Source organism: Qipengyuania sp. HL-TH1 (assembly GCF_036365825.1).
GTDB lineage: Bacteria > Pseudomonadota > Alphaproteobacteria > Sphingomonadales > Sphingomonadaceae > Qipengyuania > Qipengyuania profunda.
Map to the genome: position 1 here is coordinate 1,593,591 of NZ_CP142675.1, position 24,373 is coordinate 1,617,963.

General features: G+C 66.1%; 26 protein-coding genes. 7 read left to right on the plus strand and 19 right to left on the minus strand.

The annotated features are described in order from the left end of the window. Positions 1-38: 38 nt before the first annotated feature. Positions 39-1,310 carry a phospholipid carrier-dependent glycosyltransferase gene (locus VWN43_RS08395; protein ID WP_320179901.1) on the plus strand — a complete coding sequence of 424 codons (1,272 nt, stop codon included), beginning with the start codon at positions 39-41 and terminating at the stop codon, positions 1,308-1,310. A gap of 226 nt (positions 1,311-1,536) precedes the next feature. Here the strand turns inward: VWN43_RS08395 and VWN43_RS08400 are convergent, their stop codons facing one another. The 7 genes from VWN43_RS08400 to VWN43_RS08430 all read right to left on the minus strand — a co-directional run bounded on the left by VWN43_RS08400 (position 1,537) and on the right by VWN43_RS08430 (position 7,251). Continuing rightward, positions 1,537-2,679: a glycosyltransferase family 2 protein gene (locus VWN43_RS08400; RefSeq protein ID WP_320179900.1), complete on the minus strand. Its 1,143-nt coding sequence runs from the start codon at positions 2,677-2,679 to the stop codon at positions 1,537-1,539. A gap of 32 nt (positions 2,680-2,711) precedes the next feature. Next, positions 2,712-3,779, minus strand: a complete 1,068-nt coding sequence (gene leuB / locus VWN43_RS08405; RefSeq protein ID WP_320179899.1) for a 3-isopropylmalate dehydrogenase — start codon at positions 3,777-3,779, stop codon at positions 2,712-2,714. Positions 3,780-3,901: 122 nt separating this feature from the next. Further along, complete coding sequence (recO, locus tag VWN43_RS08410) at positions 3,902-4,498, minus strand: DNA repair protein RecO (RefSeq protein WP_320179898.1); 597 nt, start codon at positions 4,496-4,498, stop codon at positions 3,902-3,904. Positions 4,499-4,613: 115 nt separating this feature from the next. Then, positions 4,614-4,901: a GIY-YIG nuclease family protein gene (locus VWN43_RS08415; RefSeq protein WP_320179897.1), complete on the minus strand. Its 288-nt coding sequence runs from the start codon at positions 4,899-4,901 to the stop codon at positions 4,614-4,616. A 167-nt stretch (positions 4,902-5,068) separates the two neighbouring features. After that, positions 5,069-5,314 carry an accessory factor UbiK family protein gene (locus tag VWN43_RS08420; RefSeq protein WP_253515038.1) on the minus strand — a complete coding sequence of 82 codons (246 nt, stop codon included), beginning with the start codon at positions 5,312-5,314 and terminating at the stop codon, positions 5,069-5,071. Between the two features lie 293 nt (positions 5,315-5,607). Further along, positions 5,608-6,156, minus strand: coding sequence for a TspO/MBR family protein (locus VWN43_RS08425; protein ID WP_320179896.1), 549 nt, complete (start codon positions 6,154-6,156; stop codon positions 5,608-5,610). Between the two features lie 75 nt (positions 6,157-6,231). Further along, the gene (locus tag VWN43_RS08430; RefSeq protein WP_320179895.1) at positions 6,232-7,251 is read right to left on the minus strand and encodes an NAD-dependent epimerase/dehydratase family protein; all 1,020 of its coding nucleotides are present in this window, start codon (positions 7,249-7,251) and stop codon (positions 6,232-6,234) included. A gap of 71 nt (positions 7,252-7,322) precedes the next feature. Here VWN43_RS08430 and VWN43_RS08435 point away from each other — a divergent pair, with 71 nt between their 5' ends. Continuing rightward, the gene (locus VWN43_RS08435) at positions 7,323-8,438 is read left to right on the plus strand and encodes an NAD(P)/FAD-dependent oxidoreductase (RefSeq protein WP_320182084.1); all 1,116 of its coding nucleotides are present in this window, start codon (positions 7,323-7,325) and stop codon (positions 8,436-8,438) included. 32 nt (positions 8,439-8,470) lie between these two features. On the opposite strand, the gene VWN43_RS08440 is transcribed toward VWN43_RS08435, so the two are convergent. From VWN43_RS08440 to gorA, 7 genes are all read right to left on the minus strand, one after another. After that, positions 8,471-9,523: a TIGR00341 family protein gene (locus VWN43_RS08440; protein WP_320182083.1), complete on the minus strand. Its 1,053-nt coding sequence runs from the start codon at positions 9,521-9,523 to the stop codon at positions 8,471-8,473. Positions 9,524-9,552: 29 nt separating this feature from the next. After that, positions 9,553-9,789 (minus strand): hypothetical protein, encoded by a 237-nt coding sequence (locus tag VWN43_RS08445; RefSeq protein ID WP_320182082.1) that lies wholly within the window; start codon positions 9,787-9,789, stop codon positions 9,553-9,555. Between the two features lie 21 nt (positions 9,790-9,810). Beyond that, positions 9,811-10,374 carry a hypothetical protein gene (locus tag VWN43_RS08450; protein ID WP_320182081.1) on the minus strand — a complete coding sequence of 188 codons (564 nt, stop codon included), beginning with the start codon at positions 10,372-10,374 and terminating at the stop codon, positions 9,811-9,813. Positions 10,375-10,432: 58 nt separating this feature from the next. Then, positions 10,433-10,834 carry a cupin domain-containing protein gene (locus VWN43_RS08455; protein ID WP_320182080.1) on the minus strand — a complete coding sequence of 134 codons (402 nt, stop codon included), beginning with the start codon at positions 10,832-10,834 and terminating at the stop codon, positions 10,433-10,435. Between the two features lie 103 nt (positions 10,835-10,937). Then, on the minus strand, positions 10,938-11,507 hold the full coding sequence (locus VWN43_RS08460; protein WP_320182079.1) for a hypothetical protein: 570 nt from the start codon (positions 11,505-11,507) through the stop codon (positions 10,938-10,940). A gap of 120 nt (positions 11,508-11,627) precedes the next feature. Then, complete coding sequence (locus VWN43_RS08465) at positions 11,628-12,416, minus strand: AraC family transcriptional regulator (protein WP_320182078.1); 789 nt, start codon at positions 12,414-12,416, stop codon at positions 11,628-11,630. 90 nt (positions 12,417-12,506) lie between these two features. After that, the gene (gene gorA / locus VWN43_RS08470; RefSeq protein WP_320182077.1) at positions 12,507-13,871 is read right to left on the minus strand and encodes a glutathione-disulfide reductase; all 1,365 of its coding nucleotides are present in this window, start codon (positions 13,869-13,871) and stop codon (positions 12,507-12,509) included. A 154-nt stretch (positions 13,872-14,025) separates the two neighbouring features. On the opposite strand from gorA, the gene VWN43_RS08475 reads away from it, so the two are divergent. Beyond that, positions 14,026-15,126, plus strand: a complete 1,101-nt coding sequence (locus VWN43_RS08475) for a mechanosensitive ion channel family protein (protein WP_320182076.1) — start codon at positions 14,026-14,028, stop codon at positions 15,124-15,126. Here VWN43_RS08475 and VWN43_RS08480 read toward each other — a convergent pair. The 5 genes from VWN43_RS08480 to pgi all read right to left on the minus strand — a co-directional run bounded on the left by VWN43_RS08480 (position 15,123) and on the right by pgi (position 20,564). Next, positions 15,123-16,508 carry a DEAD/DEAH box helicase gene (locus tag VWN43_RS08480; protein ID WP_320182075.1) on the minus strand — a complete coding sequence of 462 codons (1,386 nt, stop codon included), beginning with the start codon at positions 16,506-16,508 and terminating at the stop codon, positions 15,123-15,125. The genes VWN43_RS08475 and VWN43_RS08480 overlap by 4 nt on opposite strands. A gap of 248 nt (positions 16,509-16,756) precedes the next feature. Beyond that, positions 16,757-17,110, minus strand: coding sequence for a response regulator (locus VWN43_RS08485; RefSeq protein ID WP_320182074.1), 354 nt, complete (start codon positions 17,108-17,110; stop codon positions 16,757-16,759). After that, positions 17,107-18,192 carry a PAS domain-containing protein gene (locus VWN43_RS08490; protein ID WP_320182073.1) on the minus strand — a complete coding sequence of 362 codons (1,086 nt, stop codon included), beginning with the start codon at positions 18,190-18,192 and terminating at the stop codon, positions 17,107-17,109. The genes VWN43_RS08485 and VWN43_RS08490 overlap by 4 nt, the downstream gene beginning before the upstream one ends. A 108-nt stretch (positions 18,193-18,300) precedes the next feature. Continuing rightward, complete coding sequence (locus VWN43_RS08495) at positions 18,301-19,008, minus strand: restriction endonuclease (protein ID WP_320182072.1); 708 nt, start codon at positions 19,006-19,008, stop codon at positions 18,301-18,303. A 5-nt stretch (positions 19,009-19,013) separates the two neighbouring features. After that, complete coding sequence (gene pgi / locus VWN43_RS08500) at positions 19,014-20,564, minus strand: glucose-6-phosphate isomerase (RefSeq protein ID WP_320182071.1); 1,551 nt, start codon at positions 20,562-20,564, stop codon at positions 19,014-19,016. 67 nt (positions 20,565-20,631) lie between these two features. Here pgi and lepB point away from each other — a divergent pair, with 67 nt between their 5' ends. Genes lepB through VWN43_RS08520 form a run of 4 tightly spaced genes read left to right on the plus strand, consistent with a single transcriptional unit; the run spans position 20,632 to position 24,366 of the window. Next, positions 20,632-21,528, plus strand: coding sequence for a signal peptidase I (gene lepB / locus VWN43_RS08505; RefSeq protein ID WP_253515014.1), 897 nt, complete (start codon positions 20,632-20,634; stop codon positions 21,526-21,528). Then, positions 21,525-22,196, plus strand: coding sequence for a ribonuclease III (gene rnc / locus VWN43_RS08510; protein WP_320182070.1), 672 nt, complete (start codon positions 21,525-21,527; stop codon positions 22,194-22,196). The genes lepB and rnc overlap by 4 nt, the downstream gene beginning before the upstream one ends. Next, positions 22,193-23,095, plus strand: coding sequence for a GTPase Era (era, locus tag VWN43_RS08515; RefSeq protein ID WP_320182069.1), 903 nt, complete (start codon positions 22,193-22,195; stop codon positions 23,093-23,095). The genes rnc and era overlap by 4 nt, the downstream gene beginning before the upstream one ends. Before the next feature lie 17 nt (positions 23,096-23,112). Beyond that, a complete protein-coding gene (locus tag VWN43_RS08520) occupies positions 23,113-24,366 on the plus strand; it encodes an MgtC/SapB family protein (RefSeq protein ID WP_320182068.1) in 1,254 nt (417 codons plus the stop codon). Positions 24,367-24,373: the final 7 nt, after the last annotated feature.

A 24,373-nucleotide genomic window follows, 5' to 3' on the forward strand; every position in this document is an offset into this window, starting at 1 on the left:
CTGTTGTATCCTTGCAAACGCTCGCTTAATCGCCCCGCATGAGCCGCGCCCCCCAGCAACCCACGGATCCGCTTCGCTGGTGCGCCGCGCTGGCGCTCGCCTTCTGGCTTGGCTGCCTGCCGTATCTGACCGCGGTCCCGCACCCCTATTTCGACGAGGTCCACTACCTCCCCGCCGCGCGCGAGCTGCTGATGCTGGGCGAGTTCACCAATCGCGAGCATCCGCTCGTCGGCAAGGAGCTGATCGCGCTGGGGATCGCGCTGTTCGGCGACAATCCGGTCGGCTGGCGGCTGCTGCCCACGCTGTTCGGCGCGCTGGCGCTGTTCGCCGCAATGCGCGCGCTGTGGTTCGGCACGCTGAGCCGCTTCGCCACGCTGGCTTACGGCCTGCTGCTTGCGACCGGTTTCCACCTGTTCATCCATGCGCGCATCGCGATGTTGGACATCTTCTACCTCGCCTTCCTCAGCCTTGCCGCCTGGCAATTCACCGCGGCGATCCGCCAGCCCGAGGAAGGCCGCTGGCGGCTGGTGCTCGCGGGCATGGCGCTGGGGCTGGCGATGGGTGCCAAGTGGAACGCGCTGGCGGTGGCGATGCTGCCGGGCCTGGCCTTTCTCGCCGCGCGCGCGCTGGCGGGACGCCGCCGCCTGTTCTTCAGCCGCCGCGGCGCGCCGGTGCCCGGGATCACGCTGGTCGAGGCCGCGCTCTGGCTCGGCGCGGTGCCGCTGGCGGTCTATGCGGCGAGCTTCGCGCCCGGCTTCTTCTTCCGCGTCCACCCGATTTCGGAAGGGCTCGTGTTCCATCACCAGTTCATGCTGTCGCAGCAGGAGCAGGTGCTCAAGGCGCATCCCTACCAGTCGACCTGGGAGCAATGGGTGCTGAACGCGCGCTCGATCTGGTATCTCTACGAACCGGTCGCGGGGGTGCAGCGCGGCATCATGCTGATCGGCAATCCGCTGACCATGCTGCTCGGCCTGCCCGCGCTGGCATGGTGCGCCTGGCACGGCGTACTGCGCCGCCACTGGACCGCGCTGGCGGTGGCGCTGGTCTATGCGGTGAGCCTGGGATTCTGGATCGTGGCGAGCAAGCCGGTACAGTTCTATTATCACTATGCGCTGCCCAGCATGGCGCTGCTCGCCGCGCTGGCGCTGGTCTGCGATGCGCTGTGGCAGAACGGCTGGCGCAAGAGCGCGCTGGCCCCGCTCCTCGGCAGCGTGCTGGTGTTCGGCTGGTTCTACCCGATCATCAGCGGCGCCCCGCTGGTGGGCCCCGACAGCTTCGCGGTGTGGACCTGGCTGGAAAGCTGGCGGTAGGGTTTTGGTAGGGTGCGTGAAGCGCATCCGCGCTTCCCTTGCGGCGGCGCCAGCCCACTCCCCCACCCGGCCACCCACGGGATCATACTGACTGGGTGGCCGGGTGGGGGAGTGGGCTGGTGCCGCAAGCCTTCGACGGATGTCGAAGGCGCACACAACAAAAACTCAGGCGTGGGCTGGTGCCGCCGCAAGGTCAGGACGGATGTCCTGACCGCGCCCGGCAAACCTAATACCGCCCCCAGACGAAGCGGCTCGACAGGGCGTAGTTCCAGACCGAGCCGATGCCGATGCCGACCAGCGCGGCGAGGACTTCGTGCAAGCCCCGGTCGTTGAGCGTGGTGGCCACCGCGACATTGGCGAAGGCGCCGATCGAACAGGCGGCGATAAAGCTGACCCAGCCCCAGAACACGCGGTTGGGTTCCTTCAGGCGGCGGTCGCGATAGGTGAGGAAATTGTTGAGCCAGAAGTTGAAGGTCATCGCGCCGAAGGTCGCGACCGCCTGGCTCCAGCTGAAGCTCGTCCCCGCCACCAGCAGGAAGGCATAGAGGATCGCCATGTGCACGCCGATGCCGATGATCCCGACCGTGCCGAACAGCGCGAAGCGCGTCGGGATGATACGACCAAAGCTCTTGTCGTAGAGACCGGCGAGGAAATCGAGCGCGATCGCGCGGTCGAGCTTGCTTTCGCCGGAGCGGCGGGCGGAGAAATTCATCGGGAAATCCTTCACCTTGAGCGGTGTTTCGGAAGTGGCGAGCAGGTCGAGCAGGATCTTGAAGCCGATGCCCGAGAGATTGGGCACCAGCCGCCGCGCGGTGGCCGACGGCAGCAGGAAGAACCCGCTCATCGGGTCGCTGAGGTCGACCCCGGTAAGTTTGCGCGCAAGCATGTTGGCGACGCTCGACAGCTTCTCGCGGTCGGGGCGGCCCCATTCTTCCATGCTCGCGCCATCGGCAAACCGGCTGGCGACGGCGACATCCGCTTCGCCCGCCTTCACGCTGGCAAGCATCGCCACCAGCAATTGCGGATCGTGCTGGTGATCGGCATCCATCACCGCGACATAGGGCGCGGCAGTGGCGCAAAAGCCCTCGATCGCGGCGCTCGACAGGCCGCGGCGGCCGATCCGCTGGAGCACGCGCACGCGCGGGTCGGACAGCGACAGCCGCCGCGCTTCGTCGCTGGTGCCGTCGGCGGAATTGTCGTCCACCACCAGCACTTCCCAGCCGGTCTTGCCCAGCGCACCTTCGATCCGCTCGACCAGCGGGGCGAGATTGTCGCGCTCGTTGAGCGTCGGCAGGATGATCGCAAGCTCCAGCGTGCTGGCGCTGGCAGGGGCGGGATCGGCCACGGAAGGCTGCGTCTGCGGTGTCATATCCATTGCATGACCCGGTTATGCCGCAATCCTCAAGATGTGGTTACGATCTTCCTAACAATCGCATCGCCGATATCGCCGGTCGAAGCGGTCCCGCCAAGGTCGCCGCCCAGCACGCCATCGGCCAGTATCGCCTCGACCGCGCGTTCGATCCGCGCGGCGTCCTGTTCGCGGCCGAGCGAGTGGCGCAGCAGCATCGCCAGGCTGAGCACGGCGGCGACCGGGTTGGCCTTGCCCCGCCCGGCAATATCGGGTGCGCTGCCATGGATCGGCTCGTACAGGCCGAAAGTGCCGTAGTCGGTCTGCCGTTCACCCAGCGACGCGCTGGCGAGCAGCCCGATCGAGCCGACGCAGGCGCTGGCCTGGTCGGACAGGATATCGCCGAACAGGTTTCCGGTGACGATGGTGTCGAACTGGCCGGGCGACTTGACCAGCTGCATCGCGGCATTGTCGACATACATGTGGTCGAGCTCGACCTCGGGGTACTCCTGCGCCACTTCGATCACGGTTTCGCGCCAGATGCGGCTGGTTTCGAGCACATTGGCCTTGTCGACACTGGTCAGTTTCTTACCGCGTCCCATTGCCGCGCGAAACGCGCTGTGCGCGATGCGGCGGACTTCGGCCTCGTTATAGGACATCATGTCCCAGCCCTCGCGCCCGCCCGCGCTGCCGCGTTCGCCCTTGTCGCCGAAATACACGTCGCCATTGAGCTCGCGCACCACCAGCAGGTCGATGCTGCGCGCGACCTCGGGCTTGAGCGAGGACAGGTGTTCGAGCCCGGGGAAGCCCGCCGCAGGCCGCAGATTGGCGAACAGGCCCAGTTCGCTGCGCAGGCCGAGGATCGCCTGTTCGGGGCGCAGTTCGCGCGGCAGGTCGTCGCAGGAAAAATCGCCCACCGCGCCGAACAGCACCGCATCAGCGGCGCGCGCCATGGCGAGCGTCTCTTGCGGCAGCGGGTGGCCATGACGGCGATAGGCGGCGGCGCCGACATCGCCCTCGAACAGCGTCAGCCCGGGCAGCTCCAGCGTTTCGAGCACGCGGCGCGCCTGCGCGATGACTTCGGGGCCGATGCCGTCGCCGGCGAATAGTGCGATTTTCAAGCGTGGTTCTCCAGCCTCGTCGCTCCTGCGCAGGCAGGAGCCTATCTGCCCCCTCGGGGCGCTCAACGGACGGTGTCTAGGCCTCTGTCTGCGCAGGGGCGACGAACCATTCTTGAACGCGGCTAAACCATCCGTGCCAGCCGCTGCCTGAGGAGTTGCCGTGCAGCTAGGACGTCGGCGCGGGTATCGGCAAGCAGGTAGCGCGCGATCAGCGGCTCCTGCCGGTCGAGAATCTCCAAGGCCTGCCCAAGATCGGCTATCGCGGGCCGCTGGCCGCCATAGCCCAGTTCGCGCAGCAGCAGCGCTTCATAGACGGCCAGCGCCTCGACCCACTGCCGCGCGCTGTCCGACGAACAGATCGCATCGAGCAGGCCGCCGAGCGCGGAATGGAGCGTGGGATAGGGATTGCGCTCGGGCAATGCGCTCGCAGTGAGCGCGGTCACCCAGTTGATCGCCGACGCGGCCAGCGGCTCGCCCAGCCACGGCCCGCGGCTGGCGACCAGTTCGAGCCGCGCGAAGGGCAGCTGGCTGTCCGACCTGGCGCGGATTTCCGCCTGCACGATATTGCCCGGGATCACCACCGGACGCAGCAGCCGCCCGCGCCCGCCCGCGACATAGGCGGCGACCATGCCATGCTGCTCGGTCAGCATCCGCGCAATGACCGCGGTCTCGCCATGCGCACGCGCGGCAAGCAGGATGGCGGGAGCGGAAAGCTGCATCGGGCGGCCTTAGCTGCTTGCGTCGATCCTGCGAAGACGGTGGAGTCGACTTGTGAGGCAGCGTATCGCGGGCTGCGCAGGCAGGGGCCTAGATCAGGTCAGCGAAATGGCACCATCACAAAATGGTCTCGAACAGGTCGTTCCAGTCGGGATTGTCGCGCCGGATCAGCCTGAGCTTCCATTGCCGCTTCCACCGCTTCATCGCCTTCTCGCGCGCGATCGCGTCGTGGATATCCTCATACTGCTCGGCATAGACCAGCCGCGTCAGCCCATGCTTGCGGCAGAATTCGGATCCCTGCCCTTCGCGATGGGCATGCACGCGCGCGGCGATGTCGGCGGTGACCCCGATGTAGAGCGTGCCGTGCGGGCTGTTGGTCATGATATAGACCCAGCCGCCCGGCATCTAGCGAGCCGCTGGTGGAAAGGTCGGCTGGGCCCCTGCCTTCGCAGGGGCGACGACCAAAGTGGGTACGTCAGGTTCCATTGGCCCACAATAACCCCAACCGTCGCCCCTGCGAAGGCAGGGGCCTAGATAAGGTCTCGGGTCGCAGACCGCCGAGCGGCCAAAGCCTACTTGATCCGGGCTTCCAGCGCTTCGACGCGGGCTTTGAGGTCTTCCGCCTCGGCGCGGGCCTTGCTGGCCATGGTCTTCACCGCGTCGAATTCCTCGCGGCTGACGAAATCCATTCCGCCGAAACTTTCCTTGGCGCGTTCGCGCGCGGCGTCGCGCGCCTCGCGGCCCATGCCGGCCAGCGTACCGGCTGCCGAATTGGCGAGTTTGACGAAATCGGCGATCAGGGGATTCTGGCTTTGCATAGGGTTCAGATGGGACGGGATGGGGTTTTTGTCTAGCCTCAAGCGCCGGCGGCCGCGTCCGCGGCCTTGGCTATCCTCGCTCATGCGACCTGACGGTCGCGTCACTGCGGGCGCGCGGTCGCGCTTGCCATCCGCTGGTCACGGACGGGACCAGCGCTACTCCAGCATGGTGGCGTTGGTATCCGAGCCGTAGGCGAGGCAAGGCCGACTGGCCGCCTGCAGGGGCCCGGAGCGAAGCGGAGGAACCGCCCCGAGGACGAACCCGCGGATGCGGGTTCGAAACACCAAAACCCCTAAATCCGCACCCGCTCGACCGCGCCCTCGGGATACCCGCCATCGGCATCGGGGTTGAGCTGGAGGAACTGGTAGTTCAGCGCAGCGGCGAAGCAGACCCAGGCGAGATAGGGCAGCAGCAGCACCGCGGCGAGCCGGCGGACGCGCCAGAACAGCGCGATCACCACCAGCAGCGTCACCACGATCGCGCCGAGCAGCATCAGCGCGCCCGAGATCTGCTGCGCGCCGAAGAACACGTAGCTCCACGACAGGTTGAGCGCGAAATGCACCGCGAAGACCCACAGCGCGGCGGTGCGTCCGCGTGCGCCCCAGGCCGAGGCCACGATCGCCACCGACAGGCCGATCATGACATAGAGGATCGTCCAGACGATCCCGAACCATTTGGGCTCGGGATAGATGCCCGGTTTTTCCAGCTGCTGGAACCACGCGGTGTCGGGCCCGCCGAGCTGGCCGGCGACGAAGCCGAGCAGCACACAGAGCGGGACGGTGAACAGCGCCCAGCGAATGAAACTTGCGCGCAATTGCCCGCGCGACGCCAACATGTTCATGTAATTTTCCCGTCAACGATTCGTTTCATGCGTCTTTTGCCGAGCGCGGTGCGGGCTGGCAATGCGGCGGTGGGTTCAGGGCTTCACGATACCCTTGGCAAACAGGCTGCGGACCGTGTCCTCGATGGTCTGTTCGGCGGGGATGAAGCTATAGCCGAGCACCTGTTCGGTATGCTTGCCCGAGACGTCGCGGACATTGCCCAGCTCGCCCTTGATCTGTTTCATTTCGTCCATGAACAGCGCGAGCAGCCGGACCAGCCAGTTGGGCATCGGCCGGCTGGGCACCTTGCCGGCATGTTCGGGCACGCGCGCGCGGACCACATCGGCCATTTCGCGCAGCCAGAGGAATTTCTCCGAGGTCGGGAAACGCTCGCCGCGGACCTTTTCGGCGGGCGCCTCGAGCGCGCGGACATGCGCCTGCGCCACATCGCGGACATCGGTCACGCAGATACCCATATTGGGGATCAGCGGGATCGAGCCGTCGATGATCTTCTTCACCAGCTCGACGCTGGTCGACATGTCGTCGTCATAGACCGGGCCGAACACCGCCACCGGGTTGATCGAGCAGAAGACCATGGTCGGCGCCTTGGTCGCGACCCAGTCGCGCGCGGCGCGTTCGGCCACGGTCTTGCTTTCGATATAGGGCGGAACGCCCGCAGTGAGATTGGTCCAGTCGAGATGGGTGAAATGGTCCTTTTCCGGCTGGCCATAGGCGATCGCCGCGGCGCTGCTGGTCTGGACGAAGCGCTTGATCCCCGCCTTGTCGGCAAATTCGAGCGCGCGCAGCGTGCCTTCGCGCGCGGGCACCACCAGCTCGTCCTTGTCGCTGGGTACGGCGAGCGGGAATGGCGAGGCGACATGCGCCACCGCGTCGCAGCCGGCATTGGCTTCGGCCCAGCCCGCATCGCTCATCAGGTCGGCCTCGAACACCGCCAGCCGTTCGCCCGCATCGCTCCAGCGCGCGCGCAGCCTGGGTTCGCTCTTGCCCTTGTCGCGGACGGTGGTGTGGACGCTGTGCCCCCTGGCCAGCAGCTGGTCGATCACCTCGCCGCCGATGTAGCCCGTGCCCCCGGTTACCAATATTGTCATTGCCATCTGTCTGCCCCCCGCATCATTTGGTAAGCGGAGAGTTAGGCAGAATGGTTGCAAGGGGCAACGCAGTTGCGATGAAACAGGTCGATTACCTCGTGATCGGGGCCGGAATAGCCGGTCTGTCGGCCGCCGCACGGCTGGCGCGGCATGGGGAAACGCTGGTGTGCGAGGCGGAAGACGCGCCGGGGGTGCATTCCTCGGGCCGCAGCGCTGCCTTTGCGCATTTCGACATGGATGCCTGGCTCGTCCGCGCGCTGACCGCTGCCAGCATCGCGCTGTTCGAAGCGCCGGGCGCGCAGCCGCACCCCGCGCTGTTCGTGGCGTTGTCGGGGCAAGAGGATGCGCTCGACCGGCTGGAGGCGAATTACCGCGAATGGGCGCCGCATGTCCGGCGGCTGTCGGTGGCCGCGGCACAGGAGCATGTGCCCGTGCTGCGCGATGGCGACGGCGGGATTGTCGGCGCGCTGCTCGACCTGCAGGCGCGCAAGCTCGACGCGCATGCGCTGCTGGAGGCGCATCGCAAGGCGCTGGTTGCCGCAGGCGGATCGGTCGCGGCCAAGGCGCCGGTGACCGCGCTGCGCCATGAGGGCGAACGCTGGATCGTCGATACGCCCGGGGCAAGCTATGCCGCGCGGGTGGTGGTCAATGCCGCGGGGGCGTGGGCCGATACGGTCGCGCAGATGGGCGGCATCGCCGCGCTCGGCATCACCCCGCTGCGGCGCACGGTCATCACCTTCGATGTGCCGATCAACGTCAAGGGCTGGCCCTTCACCAAGACCGTCGGCCCGGGCTTCTATATCGAACCCGAAGGCAGCGGCCGCCTGCTCGCCAGCCCGATGGACGAAGGCGAAAGCGCGCCCTGCGACGCGCAGCCCGAGGAAGAAGACGTCGCGCTGGCCGCCTGGCGGGTGGAGGAAGCCACCACGCTCACCGTCCCGCGGCTGGCGAGCAAATGGGCGGGCCTGCGCAGCTTCGCCCCCGACCGGTTGCCGGTGGCGGGATTCGACCCGTCCGCGCCGGGCTTCTTCTGGCTGGCGGGACAAGGCGGCTTCGGCCTGCAGACCTCGCCCGCGATGGCGCTGGCGGTAGAGGCGCTGGTGACGGGCGGCGCATGGCCCGAGGAACTGCACGCGGTGGGCGTGACGCCCCAAATGCTGGCGGCGGAGCGGCTCCGCGCGCGCGCTGGCTAACGGCCGCTGGCAAGTGCCGGATTACCCGCGCCTCACCGGCTGGCGGTAAGATAGTCCATCACGAGATCCCATGAGCCGAAGCCGAGGAAAATCCGCCCCGCCATCATCGACATCAGCAGGATCAGCAGCACCACCCACACCAGCATGATCCCGCTGGTCATCCGCCAGCTGGTCGGCGGCAGGCCCTGGATCAAGAACATCGCGATCCCCGCGACATTGACGCAGACGAGGTTCACGGTGAACAGGAACAGCGCATTCGCCCCGGCTTCGGGGATGCCCGCCCCGGTATAGATGCCCGCCGCGGTCAGGGGCGGAACCAGCGCGACGGCGATCATCACCCCGACCAGCGCGAGCGAGGCGCCGCGACTGAACGCCAGCACGCCCGCGGCGCCGCAGGCCAGCGCCAGCGCGATATCGGCGGGTTGGACCAGCGTGCGGTTCTTCAGTTCGGGGACCAGCGGGTCGATTGCCACCGTCATGCCGAGGACGACACCCGCCAGCACCGCGAGGACGCAGCCGATGGCCAGCGTCGCGGCCGCCTGCCGGCCCAGCTTCCAATTGCCGACCGTCGCCGCCAGCGCCAGCCCCATCGTCGGCCCGAGCAGCGGCGCGATGATCATTGCGCCGATGACCACCGCGGTCTGCCCGCTGCGCATCCCTAGGCCGGCGATGATCGCCGACAGCGTCACCGTCAGCAAATAGGCGGGCCCGGGGTGCAGGCTCTCCTCGATGTCGTCGTAGAGTTCGTCGGTGCTGAGCCGGTCGCGGCTGAAGAAACGCTCGATCCGCGTGGGGGTCGGCAGGTCGGCCGACAGTGGCAATTCGGTGACCGGCGTTTCTTCGACCACCGGAAGGACCGCCTGCAGCTCGGACACCAGCGCGGAGAAATTCGGCAGGTCTCCGAAGGCCTCATCGAGATCGGCAAGCAGGCGTTCGGTATAGCGTTGCTGGACGATGCAGGTGTATTTTTCCTGCGCCCCGGGCACGGTTTCCCGCCAGAACCGCCGCGTGTGACGACCGAGGATGGTCTCCAGATCGCGGACCCGGTCTTCGGGCAGGTAGATCTGGACGAGCCTGGCCGGCATTCAGTTTACCCGATCACGCCGCGCGCGGATCAATAGCCACCCGGCGGGTCGCTCGCGGGGAAGCTTTCGTCGAGATCCTCGTCGGTCTCGGTCCATTCGCGCGCGTCCGGATCGCGCATTGCGCCGGGACCGGCATCGCGCACGTCGGTATGGAAATTATGCGGCTGGTCTTTCGCAAAGGCGGCATTGCGGGATGCGTCCTTGCGCTTGAACAGCGAGTATCCGGCAAACCCTGCAAGCCCGAGTGCCACCATCTTCCCGATCACCGAAATTCTCCTGTCATGCGTTTAGTTCTGCGGCGCGCCGTGCACATGGACATCGTGACCCGAATGCTTCGTCAGGATGTCGACCGCACGTTGTTCGTCGCCGCTGTCCCAGGTGCGCACCCAGAGCAGCAGCCCGCCATGTTCAAGCTGGTTCTGCAGGTTTTCGGCGTGCCGGTCACCCACCAATTTCGCCAGACCGGCGCCTAGCGCGCCGCCGGCCCCGCCCGCAACCGCCGCGCCGACGATCACCGCGAGCAGCGAGCCGCCCGAGGCCACGATGGCGCCGATCGCGGTCGCCGCCGCGATATAGAGCGGCGTGGCGATCAACGCCCCCTGCGCGTCGCCGATCGATTCCTTCGGAATATAGATCGCGCGCGGCACGGCGGGATCGTCCTCCAGCTCGGCGACCTTGTGATAGCGGTGGTCAAGCTGCTCCTCGACCGTCTTTTCGGTCGCCAGCAGGCTGATCTCCGCACGGTCGAAACCCGAACTGAGCAGCTCGTCGATCGCTTCCTCGAGTTCCTTGCTCGCATCGAAATAGGCGACGGCCTCTCGAATGTGAAAGGCATCGGGCGTGCTGGTCATAGGCTGTGCTCCTGCGATCGGACTGTGCGCCTGCGCTGCTGCGGCGCGGGGCAGCGTATCACTCGGTGGTGCCGCCGTCCCATTCCTCGTCGTGATGGCGCGCCTCGGCATCCGCCTTGGTCGCATGGACCACGCCGTCCATATGCTCGGGCGGGCCGTAAACGGTATAGAGGCGCAGCGGTTCGCTGCCGGTGTTGCGGACATTGTGCCGCGCGCCGGCCGGCACGATCACCGCGAAATCATCCTCGACCGGGTTCTCCACCCCGTCGATATCGACCACGCCCCTGCCTTCCTCGAAGCGGAAGAACTGGTCGCGGTCCTCATGGACCTCCTCGCCGATATCGCAGCCCGGCGGCAGCGTCATCACCACGAGCTGCTGGTGCTTGCCGGTGTAGAGAACCTGGCGGAAGTTGTCGTTTTCGACAGTCTGCTGCTCGATATTGTCGCAATAACCCTTCACGCAAGTTCCCCTTGTCATCCGCCGCTGAACCGCGCCACGCTAGGCCGGGAACGCCGCCGGCGCAATCGGGTGGAGGGCATTGCGGCGGGCTGACCGGCCCGTCTCAGGGTTGCGAGGCGTGGATCCGATTGGCTTCGTATGCTTCGACCTCGAGCGGCATGTTTTCGTGCCCGTGAGCCATGAGTTGCTTCATGTATTTTTCCACGAAGGCGCCGAAACTCGCATTGCGCTCGATCTGCTGCACGTGGACCAGTTCGTGGGCGAGCAGCGGCCATGTCAGGTCGAAACCGTTGCGCACCCAAATGGTATAACCGAACGCCTGCGCGTTATTGGTGATACCCGGTCCGACAAAGCCCAGCTCCTCGCCGATCTTGCGCATTTGCGGATCTTCGGATGGAAAGGGTATTTCATCGACGTATACCAACCGCACTTTTTCCGGATGCTCGATCCCGATCCGGGTGGCCAACTCGATCTGCTTCGGCGTCAGCGCGATGCCGCGCGCCTGCCCCTCGATTTCGATGGTTCTCACCCATTCGACATAATTCGCGAGGAAGGTCGCGTATGGGCTGCTGGCTTCACCCGCGGCCGGGCGATTGGCTTCAACGTCCTGTCCCGCCTCGGCGTTCGCAGGGCCGGCAAGGGCAGCGCAGGCTGCGGCCACTGCGGCCAGCACAGCCGCTTTCAGCGTCTGCGACCGAAAGGTGGCGGTAATCGAGCGAGAATTCTTCATGGTATGGTCCCTGACTAGCCTTTCAACGGGGCCTAGCCGGGCGCTCCAGACCTGTCTTGAACGTCATTGCTCACGATAGCGGGCAGGCGAGATTCCGACCATGCTCTGGAACTGGCGCGTGAGATGGCTCTGGTCCGCAAAACCCAGATCGGATGCGACATCGGCCAGTGGCGCGCCCGCCAGCACCATTTCCTTGGCCGCATGGATGCGCCGCTGCGTGCGGTAGGCAAGCGGGCTGAGACCGTGCGCGCGCGTGAAACTCCGCGCCAGATGGTACTTGGTCACACCCGCGGCATCGGCCAGTTCATCGAGACCGAAATTCTCGTCATAGCGCGCGTCGATATACCCCTTCGCCCGGCGAACTGCCTCGGATAGCCGGTCGTCTCGATCCGGTTCGACAGCCGCGGCGAACGCGATACCGACTATTTCCGCAAGCGCGGTGTCTTCTTCCAGCCTGTCGCCGGTCCCCGCTTCGAACCAGCGGTGCAGTTCCAGCAGCCGCCGGGCGCAGGCGGGGTCGCAGCGCACCGGTGCCGGGAAGCGCAGGTCCGAGCGGCCGACATAGGACCGCGCCACCTCGGCACGAATGTAGAATACCCGGTAGCGCAAGGTCGCGTCTCCGAGCGTGGCATTGGCATGCGCCGTGCCCGCATCGATCGTGATCATGTCGCCTTCACCGACCTCGTATGAGGTGCCATCGATGGTCAGTGTTTCGCCGCCGCTTTCGACCACGCCCACCACATACTGGTCGTGCATGTGCACCGGAAAGCTGCGGTTGCGATAGGCCACCGACACGAGTTCGATGTCGACGTGCTTGGGGCGCGTAAAGCTGGCGGACGACGGGTGTTCCATCGTACCGGCCTAAGCACCGGGCCGAGCGCTTCGCAATGCGCAGCTGTCGACTCTTCCACGCCGCGCGGGCGCGGGGCCGATGACGGCGCCCTAGCGCATCAGCACCAGTTCTTCCGCCATCGTCGGGTGGATCGCGGTGGTGGCGTCGAAGTCTTCCTTGGTCAGCCCGGCCTTCACCGCGATCGCGGCGGCCTGCATCATCTCGGGCGCTTCGGGGGCGATCATGTGGATACCGACGATGCGGCCGCTGTCGCCATCGCAGATCATCTTGATCAGGCTGCGTTCGTTGCGCCCGGCGAGCACGTTCTTCATCGGGCGGAAGTCGGACAGATAGACCTTCACGCTGCCGAGCTGGTTCTTCGCCTCGCCCTCGGTCAGGCCGACCGCGGCGATCGGCGGGTGGCTGAACACCGCGCTGGGGATGCAGCTGTGGTCGACCGCCACCGGCTCGCCGTCGCCGAACACGCTGTCGGCAAAGGCCTGGCCTTCGCGGATCGCCACCGGGGTCAGCTGCACGCGGTCGGTCACGTCGCCGACGGCATAGATGTGATCGACATTGGTCTTGCTGAAGCGGTCGACCTTGACCTCGCCGCCCTCGCCCAGTTCGACGCCGGCATTCTCGAGGCCCAGCCCTTCGGTGTTGGGAATGCGCCCGACCGCGAACAGCACCAGATCGGCCTTTTCCTCGTCGCAATCGGACATCTTCACGAAATAGCCGCCTTCCGAACATGGCTTGATGTATTCGAAGGTGGTGTTGAAGCGGAACTGGATGCCCTTCATCGTCGAGATCTGCAGCAGCCGGTCGCGCACCGCCTCGTCATAGCTGCGCAGCAATCGGTCGCCGCGATTGACGATGTGAACTTCGCTGCCGAACTCGTTGAAGATGCCGGCGAATTCATTGGCGATATAGCCGCCGCCCGCGATGATGATCTTCTTGGGCAATTCGTCGAGATGGAACGCCTCGTTCGAACTGATCGCATGTTCGGCGCCCTGGCATTCGGGCATGCGCGGGCGCGCGCCGGTGGCGATCAGGATGGTCTTTGCGGTCACGACCTTGCCGCTCGCCAGCGTGATCTCATGCGGGCCGGTGATCTCGGCGCGCTCCTTGAAGATCGTCACCTCGTGGCTTTCGAGCGTGTTGGTATAGGCGCCCTCGATCCGCTTGACGTCATTGAGCACATTGTCGCGCAGCGTGATCCAGTCGAAGGTCGCATTCTCGGTCGACCAGCCGAAATTGCGCGCGTCCTTCAGGTCTTCGGCGAAATGCGCGCCATAGACGAGCATCTTCTTGGGCACGCAGCCGCGGATGACGCAGGTCCCGCCGACGCGGTGTTCCTCGGCCACGGCGACCTTGGCGCCATGCGCCGCCGCCACGCGGCTGGCGCGCACGCCGCCCGAGCCTGCGCCGATGGTGAAGAGGTCGAAATCATACTCGCCGCTGGTGCCTGCCGCCAAAACCTGTCTCCGTTGTGAATGCGCGCCGCACTTGGGGCCTGCCTTCGCGCGGCACAAGGGGCAAGCGGGAACCACGCCCCCCGCCGGCCCATTGAAGGGCCAGTCCCTGGGAGGGGATGCTGCACCTGTCCGCAGCCATCCAACGGGAGACCGCATGACCGATACGCTTGCCGATTACGCCGCCCGCGGCACGGCGATCCTGCCGCAACCATGGAATTTGGTGGCGCTGGCCGTGGCCGCCACGCTGGCCGCGCTGCTGCTGCACTGGGTGGTGTTCCGCCTGCTGCGCCGCGTGGTCGGGCGCACACGGAGCGAGGCGGACGAGATGCTGGTGCGGCGGCTCGCCATGCCCACGCGCTTTGCGCTGGTCGCGCTGGCGCTGGTGTTGACCGCGCGCGAGATTCCCGCCTTCGAGACGGTGTGGGAACGTGTCGCCGGTTTCGTCATGCCCGCGGTGATCGGGTGGATCGCGCTGGCGATCTTGCAGGCGCTGATCGAGGCGATGAAGCTGCGCGCGGATATCTCGGTCGAGGACAATCTCGCCGCGCGCCGCCAGCGCACCAAGCTGACCATGCTCAGCCGCATCGCGACCTTCATCATCATCTTCGTGACCGTGGGGCTGGTGCTGCTGTCGATCCCTGGCGTGCGCGATATCGGGGTGACGCTGGTCGCTTCGGCAGGCCTGGCCGGCCTCGCGGTGGGCGCGGCGGCGCAGCCCGCGCTCAAATCGCTGATCGCGGGCGTGCAGATGGCGCTGACCGAGCCGATCAATATCGACGACGTGGTGATCGTCGAGGGCGAATGGGGGCGGATCGAGGACATCCGCACGACCTATGTGGTGGTCAAGATCTGGGACGAGCGGCGGCTGATCGTGCCGACCACGCGCTTCCTGGAAGGCGCGTTCGAGAACTGGACCAAGAAGACCGCACAATTGCTGGGTTCGGTGATGCTCTATCTCGACCCGGCAACCCGGATCGGTCCGATCCGCGCCGAATTCGAACGCCAGATCGCGGACAATCCGCGCTGGGACGGCCGCGTGCAGGTGGTGCAGGTGACCGACACGAAGCGCGATGCGATCGAGGTGCGGCTGCTGATGAGCGCAAAGGATTCGCCCACGCTGTTCGACCTGCGCTGCGACATCCGCGAAGGGATGCTCGAATGGCTGGCCGACCACCAGCCAACAGCCTTCGCGCGGCTGCGGCTGATGAACGAGGAAGCGGAGCCGGAAACGACCGGCCCCGCCCCTGATAGTTAGGCGCGCGCGGCGCTGCTGCGCCGGCGATTGCGGCTGCGCCCGCCACCGGGCTTGCCGGCACCGGCATTGCCGCCGCCCGGACCGCCTGCGCCGCTGGGACGGCCCTTGCGCGCGGGATGCTTGTCTTTGGGCTTGGCCCGCTTCGCCGCATCACCCGTCGGGCGAACCTTGGGCTTGGCCATACGCTGGCCGGGGGCCGCGCGCTTGGTCGGGCCGACGCCTTCGACGACCGCACGGAAATTGTCCGGCAGCGGCAGGCGTTCGAACTCGGCATCGGTCTTCTTGCGGATATCCTTGAGGTAATCGCGCTCGTCCTCGGCGCAGAAGGCGATCGCGATGCCATCCTTGCCCGCGCGCGCGGTCCGGCCGATGCGGTGGACGTATTGTTCGGGCACGTTGGGCAGTTCGTAATTGATCACATGGCTCACGCCGGGGATGTCGATCCCGCGCGCGGCGACATCGGTCGCGATCAGGATCGGCGTCTTGGCGCGCTTGAACTCGTCGAGCGCACGTTCGCGCTGCGGCTGGCTCTTGTTGCCGTGGATGGCGTTAGCGGGGATGCCGACCTGCGCCAGCTTCTTCACCACGCGGTCGCAGCCATGCTTGGTGCGCGCGAAGATCAGCACGCGTTCGAACTTGCCCGGCACCTGGTGGCGTTCGGACAGCATCATTTCGAGCAGCGTCTGCTTCTCGTCCTGCTGGACCATGAAGAGATACTGGTCGATGCGTTCGGCAGTGGTGCTTTCAGGCGTGACCGAGACCTTGACCGGATTGCGGCAATATTTGCCGACCAGTTCCTGGATCTGCTTGGGCATGGTGGCGCTGAAGAACAGCGTCTGGCGATCTTCGGGGACCAGCTGGCTGATCCGGCGCAGCGCGTGGATGAAGCCGAGGTCGAGCATCTGGTCGGCCTCGTCGAGCACCAGCACTTCGACCTTGTCGAGCGTGAAGGCCTTCTGGTCGATCAGATCGAGCAGGCGGCCGGGCGTGGCGACGAGGATGTCGGTGCCGCGGTGGAGCTTGTTGCGGTCCTTGTTGACCGAGGTGCCGCCGACGATCGAATGGACCTTGAGACCGGCCAGCTGGCCGTAATCCTTGGCGCTCTGGGCGATCTGGCCGGCCAGTTCGCGCGTCGGTGCAAGCACCAGCATGCGGCAGGACTTGAACGGCGTCTGATTGTCGGCGTTACGCAGCCGGTCGATGCTGGGCAGCATGAAGGCGGCGGTCTTGCCGGTGCCGGTCTGCGCGATACCCATCAGGTCGCGCCCTTCGAGAACGGGCGGGATCGCCCCTTCCTGGATCGGCGTGGGAGTGGAATAGCCCTTGAGGTCAAGCGCCTGAAGAACGGGCTGCGATAGCCCAAGATCGGAAAACTGTGTCATGAAAACTCGCATTCATTATGCGGTGCGCGCAGACTTCCATCGCGGAATCCGGGCGCGTTCGCGGGGTTGAATAACCACCCGCGTGAATAGGGAAGTCTGGAAAAAGGAACCGAGGCGCGGCCGGGGCGATCGCTGTAAGCCGATCGCCGCTTCACGCTGGCTAGCGCGCTTCGATGGAGCGGCATGTGGGGCATGGCGCGCCATAAGTCAATGCCGCAGTGCAGCATGGGCCGCGCCGCACGGCGGGATCAGCTTGTGCGCGCGTGCTCCATCAGCCGTTCGACCACGCGGTCGGCCGGTGTCGGCTTGGCCACCACCGGCGCGTCGATCGCGCGCAGCAGCTCGCCCGACCGGTCGAGATCGCCGGTGTTGAGGATAAACCGAATTGCGCGCTCTTTCAGCACGAGCGCGATCTGCTCGCAGGTCTCGCCGCCGCCCAGATTGACGTCGAGCACCGCGCCGTCGATCGCCTGTTCGGCAAGGGCCGTGCAGGCTTCGGCGCAGGTCACCGCGGTGACCGCCGCGATGGCGCAGTCTTCGAATGCCATCGACAGGTCCATCGCGATCAGCGGTTCGTCCTCGAGGATCAGGACGCGGTTCATCGGCCACCGCCGGCACTGGCGCGGCCGATGGGGAGCGCAATTTCCACGCGCAGCCCCTCGCGGTCCCAATGCCGTTCGATCACGCCGCGCGAATGCCGCAGCAGGCTTTCGGAAATATCGAAGCCGGTCCCGGTGGAGCCATCGGGCGGCGCGCTCACTTCGGGCCCGCCGCGTTCGGTCCAGATGAGGATAACCGAATTGCGTCCATGCTTGTCTTCCTCATGCCGCCATTCGACCGCGACGGTGCCGACGTCGTTCGACAGCGCGCCATATTTGATCGCATTGGTGGCGAGTTCGTGCAGCGTCAGCCCGATCGCCGAGATTGCATTGGGTTCGGTGCGCAAGCCATTGCCGTTGAAGACAAACCGCTCGCCTTCGGGATCATAGGGCTTGAGCACCGAACGCACTGCCTGGCCGATCTCCATCGTGCCCAAGAAGGCATCGTCGAGCGTGGGTTCGTAAGAGCGGCCGAGCGCCTGCACCCGGTCGTTGACCTTGCGCGCGACATCGCGCGCGCCCATCGACCGACCGGTGATGTTCACGATCGCGCCGATCACCGCGAAGACGTTCTTGAGCCGGTGCGACACTTCGCGCGCCATCGCCTTGGCGTGGCGTTCCTCGGACTTGGCGAGATGGATATCGCTGACGTCCCACTGGCTGCCGAAGAAATATTTGAGCTTGCCTTCGGCGTCGTAGATCGGCCCGAGATGCAGCGCGTTCCAGAAGCTGGAGCCGTCCTTGCGGTAATTGCGCAGCTCGACGACGATGACCTCCTCGTCGCGGATCGCCTGGCGGATCTTGGCGACCTGCTCCTGGTCGGTCCGCGCGCCCTGGAGGAAGCGGCAATTGCGACCGACGACTTCGTCCGCGCTATATCCGGTGAGCCGTTCGAAGGCGCGGTTGCAGAATACGATCGGATGGTCGGGCAGCGTCGGGTCGGACAGGCAGACGGCCATGCGCGTCTGCGCCATCGCCTGCTCGAACAGCAGGCCCGAGGCGCCATCGAAGGCATCTGGGGTATCGAATTCGGCGCTGGGCGTGCCAAGCGCCTGGCTCAGGGGGTGCGACGGAATTTCCGACATCCGGTGGATCTCATACGACTTCTAGCGACGTGCCGCCTCTGCGCGAGCGGTTACCAGCATCAAAACTCCGGATGCCGCGAAGTTCCCGGATGGCGCGGGTGATGTCAGCTATTTCAGCTCGAATTCAGGGTGCAACGCTAGGGTCCGTCGAAGCATCTCTTCTGTAGCTGCGATCTCGGGCTCTAACTCTTCAACTAGAGCTTGTGGATTGAGAACTGACATCCATGGTAAGTTCAGACACATCGCGTCCATCGGATCCAAGGTGATTGGAAAGGCACCGCGCATGGCACGACCAAGAACAGATATAGCCCCGTCCAAAGCTTGACCACGATTGCGTATGGAGGGATCGAAATCACCTCTCAGGTTATTAGCAATCCTCACACCTTTCGGAATCTCCCAATACTGGTCTTTCGCCTTTGTCGATCTGTCGAAAAGTGCGGTGAGGCGATAACGAAATATATCTTGACGTGCCTGTTGTTTGAGACCCTCCAGTGAGGACAATTGGACGTTAGTTAACGCAGCCGCTTCGCAAGCTCCCTTCTGGAAGCCGACTTCACAAAGCAGAATGCCGCGGTCCACGCCGAGATCATTCACGATCTCGCGCAGGGCAAAGACATGCAGTTGGTTGACTGGTGTCTTCCAAAGTTTGCATTCCACGACCCAGCGAATTTCGAAACCTGCCATTGCTTGTACGACAAGTACATCGACATCGCTTGTCGTCCTAACCCCTTGAAGGCGAACCTCAGTCTCTGCTTCTAAACCGAGCGAACGGAAAAACTCTGCGACGAGCTCCTGATATTCTTGCCATGGTTTCAAGCTAGTCAGCCCAAGCCAGCCGCTGCCAGCAGTCCTTCGGTGCTCGCGTCGAACGCTTCGCCGCCCTGTTCGATTGCCTTGGCCATCTGCTTGCCCAGTTCGACGCCGAACTGGTCGAAGGGGTTGATGCCCATCAGCACCGCGCTGGCGAAGACGCGGTGTTCGTGGAAGGCGATCAGCGCGCCCAGCGCGGCGGCGTCGAGATCGTCGCACAGGATCGTCGCGCTGGGGCGGTCGCCGGGGTAATTGCGCGCGGGGTCGGCGCCCTGCTTGCCCGCCATCAGCGCGGCACCTTGCGCAAAGCAGTTCATCAGCAGGATGCGGTGGTGCGCGGGGTCGAGCTCGTCGCCCGGGGCGATGCTGGCGATGAAATCGACCGGTACCAGATGCGTGCCCTGGTGGAGCAGCTGGAACACCGCATGCTGCGCATCGGTGCCCACCCCGCCCCAGGTGATCGGCGCGGTCGGTCCGTCGACCGGCTGCATGTCGGCAGTGACGCGCTTGCCGTTCGATTCCATCTCGAGCTGCTGGAGATAGTCGGGAAACAGGCCGAGGCGTTCGTCATAGGCGAACACCGCACGGGTCTGGCAGCCGCGCACGCGGGTGTAATAGAGATCGGCGAAGGCCGCGCGCAGGACGAGGTTGGCCGCGCCGTCGGTGTCGCGGAAATGTTCGTCCACCGCCTTGGCGCCTGCGAGCATGGCGCGGAAATCGTCCATCCCCACTGCCATGGCGATCGGGAAACCGATCGAGGACCAGATCGAATAGCGCCCGCCGACGCTTTCCTGGAACGGCAGGATGCGCGTTTCGTCGACGCCCCATTCGACCGCGCCTTCGGGATTGGCGGTCAGCGCGATGACGCGCCCGCCGGGATCGGAGACGCCATTGTCGCCCAGCCATTTGAGCGCGCTGGCGGCATTGGTCATCGTCTCGATCGTGGTGAAGGTCTTGCTCGCCACCGCGATCAGCGTCTTGGCCGGGTCGCACTTCGCAAAGGCTGCCTCGAGCGCGACGCCGTCGATGTTGGAGACGACATGGACATCGCAATAGCTGAGGTCGCGGCCGAGCGCGTCGACCCCCAGCGCGGGGCCGAGCGCGCTGCCGCCGATACCGATGTGGATCAGGTGCTCGATCTCGCCCAGCGCGCCCTGGTGGATCGCCTCGACCAGCATGCCCATGCGGTCGATCAGCGCCATCGCTTCCTCGACCTTGGCGCCCTCACCCGTGCCGCGCAAGGTCGCGTGGTCGGCGGCGCGGCCTTCGGTCGGGTTGACCACCTCGCCGGCGAACAGCTTCGCGCGCAAGCTGGCGAAGTCCATCGCCTCGGCGAGCTGCTCGAAGCGCGCGATCACCGCGCGGTCGAGATGCGTTTTCGACCAGTCGAACAGGATCCCGCCTTCATCGAGCGCGATCCGGCCCGAGAGCATGGCGACGCGGTCGGCGCCGCCCGGCTCGTCCGCGCCTTCGCCGCCGTCGCGAACGGCGCTGAACAATTCGCCCAGCGTCGGGCGCGGGAGCGCGGCAAGCTGGTCCCAGATATCGGCAGCAGAGGTCATGGTGCAAAAATCCTTTCGTGTCCGCAGGTGCGCGACTAGGGAACTCCGCGATGATTGAGAAGCCCGCATGACAGACCGCGCCCTGGATCCGCATTCGCCCCCGACCAGTTCGAGCGAACCGAAAGACAAGGAGACGCTCGGCAGCTTCCTGTGGTTCGTCACCAAGCTGGTGCTCGTGGTGCTGATCTTCCGCAGCTTCATCTTCTCGCCCTTCACCATTCCCAGCGAGAGCATGCTGCCCAATCTGCGCAATGGCGATTACCTCGTCGCGGCGAAGTGGCCCTATGGCTTTTCGAAATATTCGCTCCCGGGCGAACCCGACCTGTTCGAGGGGCGGTTCTTCGCCAGCCTGCCCGAACGCGGCGATGTGGCGATCTTCAAGCACCCGGTGACCGGAGTGGATTACGTCAAGCGCGTGATCGGCCTGCCCGGCGATACGGTGGCGGTGCAGGACGGCGTGGTCATCCTCAACGGCACCCCGCTGCCCAAGGAGGATGCCGGCGCGGCCGACATCCCGATGAGCGCCAACACCGGCTGCCGCCGCGATGGCGGCGTGGTGATGGACGGGACGATTTGCCGCTATCGCCAGTTTCGCGAGACATTGCCTTCGGGCCGCAGCTATCTGACGGTCGATTTCGGCAATGTCGGCGCGCGCCTGCTGACCGACGAGACCGGCCAGATCGCGACCGATGCGCGCGGCAATCCGCTGCGCGTCGATCCCGACAATACCGAGCCGGTGATCGTGCCTGCGGGCCATCTGTTCATGATGGGCGACAACCGCGACAATTCGCTCGACAGCCGCTTCCCGGCAGTGCGCGATGGCGGGGTCGGGCTGGTCGATGCCGAACTGCTGGTCGGGCGCGCCAGCCGCGTGTTGTGGTCGAGCGACGGCACGGCCGAATGGCACCTGCCGTGGACCTGGTTCAGCGCCGCACGCTGGAACCGCATCGGGGCCGACATATGAGCGCGCTCGATCCCGCCGCGCGCGACTGGCTCGCCAAGACCGGCTTCACGGTGACGGACGAGACGCTGTGGTTCGCCGCGCTGACGCATGGCAGCATGGGCGAGAAACAGGATTACGAACGGCTCGAATTCCTCGGCGACCGCGTGCTCGGCCTGTCGATCGCCGACTGGCTCTATGCGCGCAGCGATGCGCCCGAGGGCAAGCTGGCGCAGCGGCTCAACGCCATCGTCAGCCGCGAAATGTGCGCGCAGGTCGCGCGCGGCATCGGGCTGGCGCCGCATATCCGTATTTCCAAGCAGGCAAGCAGCGACGGCGGGCGCGACAGCGACAATATCCTCGGCGATGTGATGGAAGCCTTGCTGGGCGCCGAATTCCTCGACAATGGCTTCGAACCCGCGCGCAGCGTGGTCCAGCTGCTGTGGCGACCCGCGCTGGAAAGCGGTGCGGGCAAGTCCAAGCATCCCAAGAGCGCGCTGCAGGAATGGGCCGCGGGCAACCAGCGGCGCCCGCCCGAATACGAGCTGGTCGACCGGTCGGGCCCCGATCACGCGGCGCGCTTCACCGTGCGCGTAAAGGTTCACAAGGTCGGCGAGGCGGAAGGCACCGCGGGCAGCAAGCAGGAAGCCGAAAAGCAGGCGGCACGCATATTCATGGAGACGTTCGGGTGACGCAGGAAACAACCAAATGCGGCGTGGTCGCCGTGCTGGGTGCGCCCAATGCGGGCAAGAGCACGCTGGTCAACCAGCTGGTCGGCCAGAAGGTCGCGATCACCAGCGCCAAGGCGCAGACCACGCGGGCGCGGATGATGGGCATCGCGCTGCACGGCAACACGCAGATGATCCTGGTCGATACGCCGGGCATTTTCGCGCCCAAGCGGCGGCTCGACCGCGCGATGGTCAGCGCGGCCTGGGAAGGCGCGGAAGCCGCCGATGCGGTGCTGCTGATGGTCGATCCGGTCAAGCAGCGGCGGCACGAGCTCGAACCGCTGCTCGAACAGGTCGCGCAGCGTCCCGAACGCAAGATCCTCGTGCTCAACAAGGTCGATGTGGCGAAGAAGGAACCGCTGCTCGCGCTGGCGCAGGACCTGGCGGGCAAGATCGACTTCGCCGATATCTATTTCGTCTCCGCGCTCACCGGCGACGGGGTGCCCGAGATGAAGGAAGCGCTGGCCGGCATGATGCCCGAAGGCGTGTGGATGTATCCCGAAGACCAGGTCAGCGATGCCAGCGAACGCCTGCTCGCCACCGAAATTACCCGCGAACAGCTCTACCAGCAGCTGCACGAGGAACTGCCCTACGACAGTGCGGTGCGGCCCGAGAAATACATCCAGCGTCCCGATGGCAGCGTCGAGATCCACCAGCAGATCGTGGTCATCCGCGACAACCAGCGCGCCATCGTGCTCGGCAAGGGCGGCTCGAAAATCAAGGCCATCGGCGAGGCCGCGCGCAAGGAACTGACCGAACTGCTCGGCCAGAAGGTCCACCTGTTCCTCCACGTCAAGACCGACGAGCGGTGGAGCGAGGACAAGGAAATGTTCGAGGAAATCGGGCTGGACTGGAAGAGCTAGGGCTCTTCGCACCGGCAATGCTCGCGCTCGATTCCCTCCCCCAGTTGGCTGCCGCGCTCGCGGCCGGGCTGCTGGTGGGGATCGAGCGGGGATGGAAGCTGCGTGACGAGACCCCCGGCATGCGGGTTGCCGGGGTCCGCACCTTTACCCTGCTGGGCGTGGCAGCGGGACTGGCGGGTGTTATCGCGGGCCATGGCTTCGCGGTGGCCTCGGGCCTCGTCTTTGCAGCGGCCACCGCCATTGTAGCGATCGGCTATTCGCGCGCGGTGCTCGACAGCGGCAAGCCCGATGCAACCAGCGCGGTCGCCGCCATGGTCACGCTGGGTCTGGGGTTCCTCGCCGGGATCGGCGAAGAGGCACTGGCGGTCGCGGGCGCGGCGGTGGTCACGCTGATCCTCGCGCTGCGCACCGAAGTCCACCGCTGGGTCGGCGCGCTCGACGAGGCCGATATCAAGGCCTTCACGCGTTATGCGGTGATCGCGCTGGCGGTGTTCCCCTTCCTGCCCGAGGGGCGCTATGGCCCCTACGACGCGTGGGAGCCGCGCACCCTGTGGCTGGTGGTCATCATCGTCACCGGCTTTTCCTTCGCCGGCTATGTCGCCAACCGCCTGTTCGGCGCGCGCCGCGGGACCATTGCGACCGCCGTCATCGGCGGCGCCTACAGTTCCACCGCAGTGACGCATTCATTCGCCCAGCGGCTTGGCGCAGGCGCCGGGCACGGCGCGGAGAATGCGGGCATCGCGCTGGCCAGCGCGGTCATGTATCTGCGGGTGATCGTCCTGGTCGCGGTGCTCGCGACGAGCCTGCTGGCCGATTTCGCGATCCTCGTCGCCCCGGCGCTGCTGGCGGGCTTCGCTGCGGCGCTGTGGCTCTACCGCGCGGCGCCCGCGACCACCGGCCCCGCCCCGCCCGGCAATCCGATCGCCATGCTGCCTGCGCTGACCTTCGTCGCCTTCGTGGCCGTGGCTGCGGTCGCCGCGCGCTGGGCCGAGACGCGTTTCGGCGAGGAAGGGATCGCGGTCCTGCTGCTGCTGATGGGCAGCATGGACGTCGATGCCGCCATCGTCACCGCCGGCGGGCTGGAGCCGGGCACGATCGCGCCCCGGCTCGCCGCGCTCGCCATAGCGGGAACGATCCTTGCCAATATGAGCGTGAAACTGGGCGTTACGCTTGCCTATGGCGGACGCGAGGCCCGTCCCGCGGCATGGGCGCTGGCGGCCAGCATGGTGGCGCTGGCTGCCAGCCTCGTGGCGGGTTACGTGCGGCTCTGATCGGGCG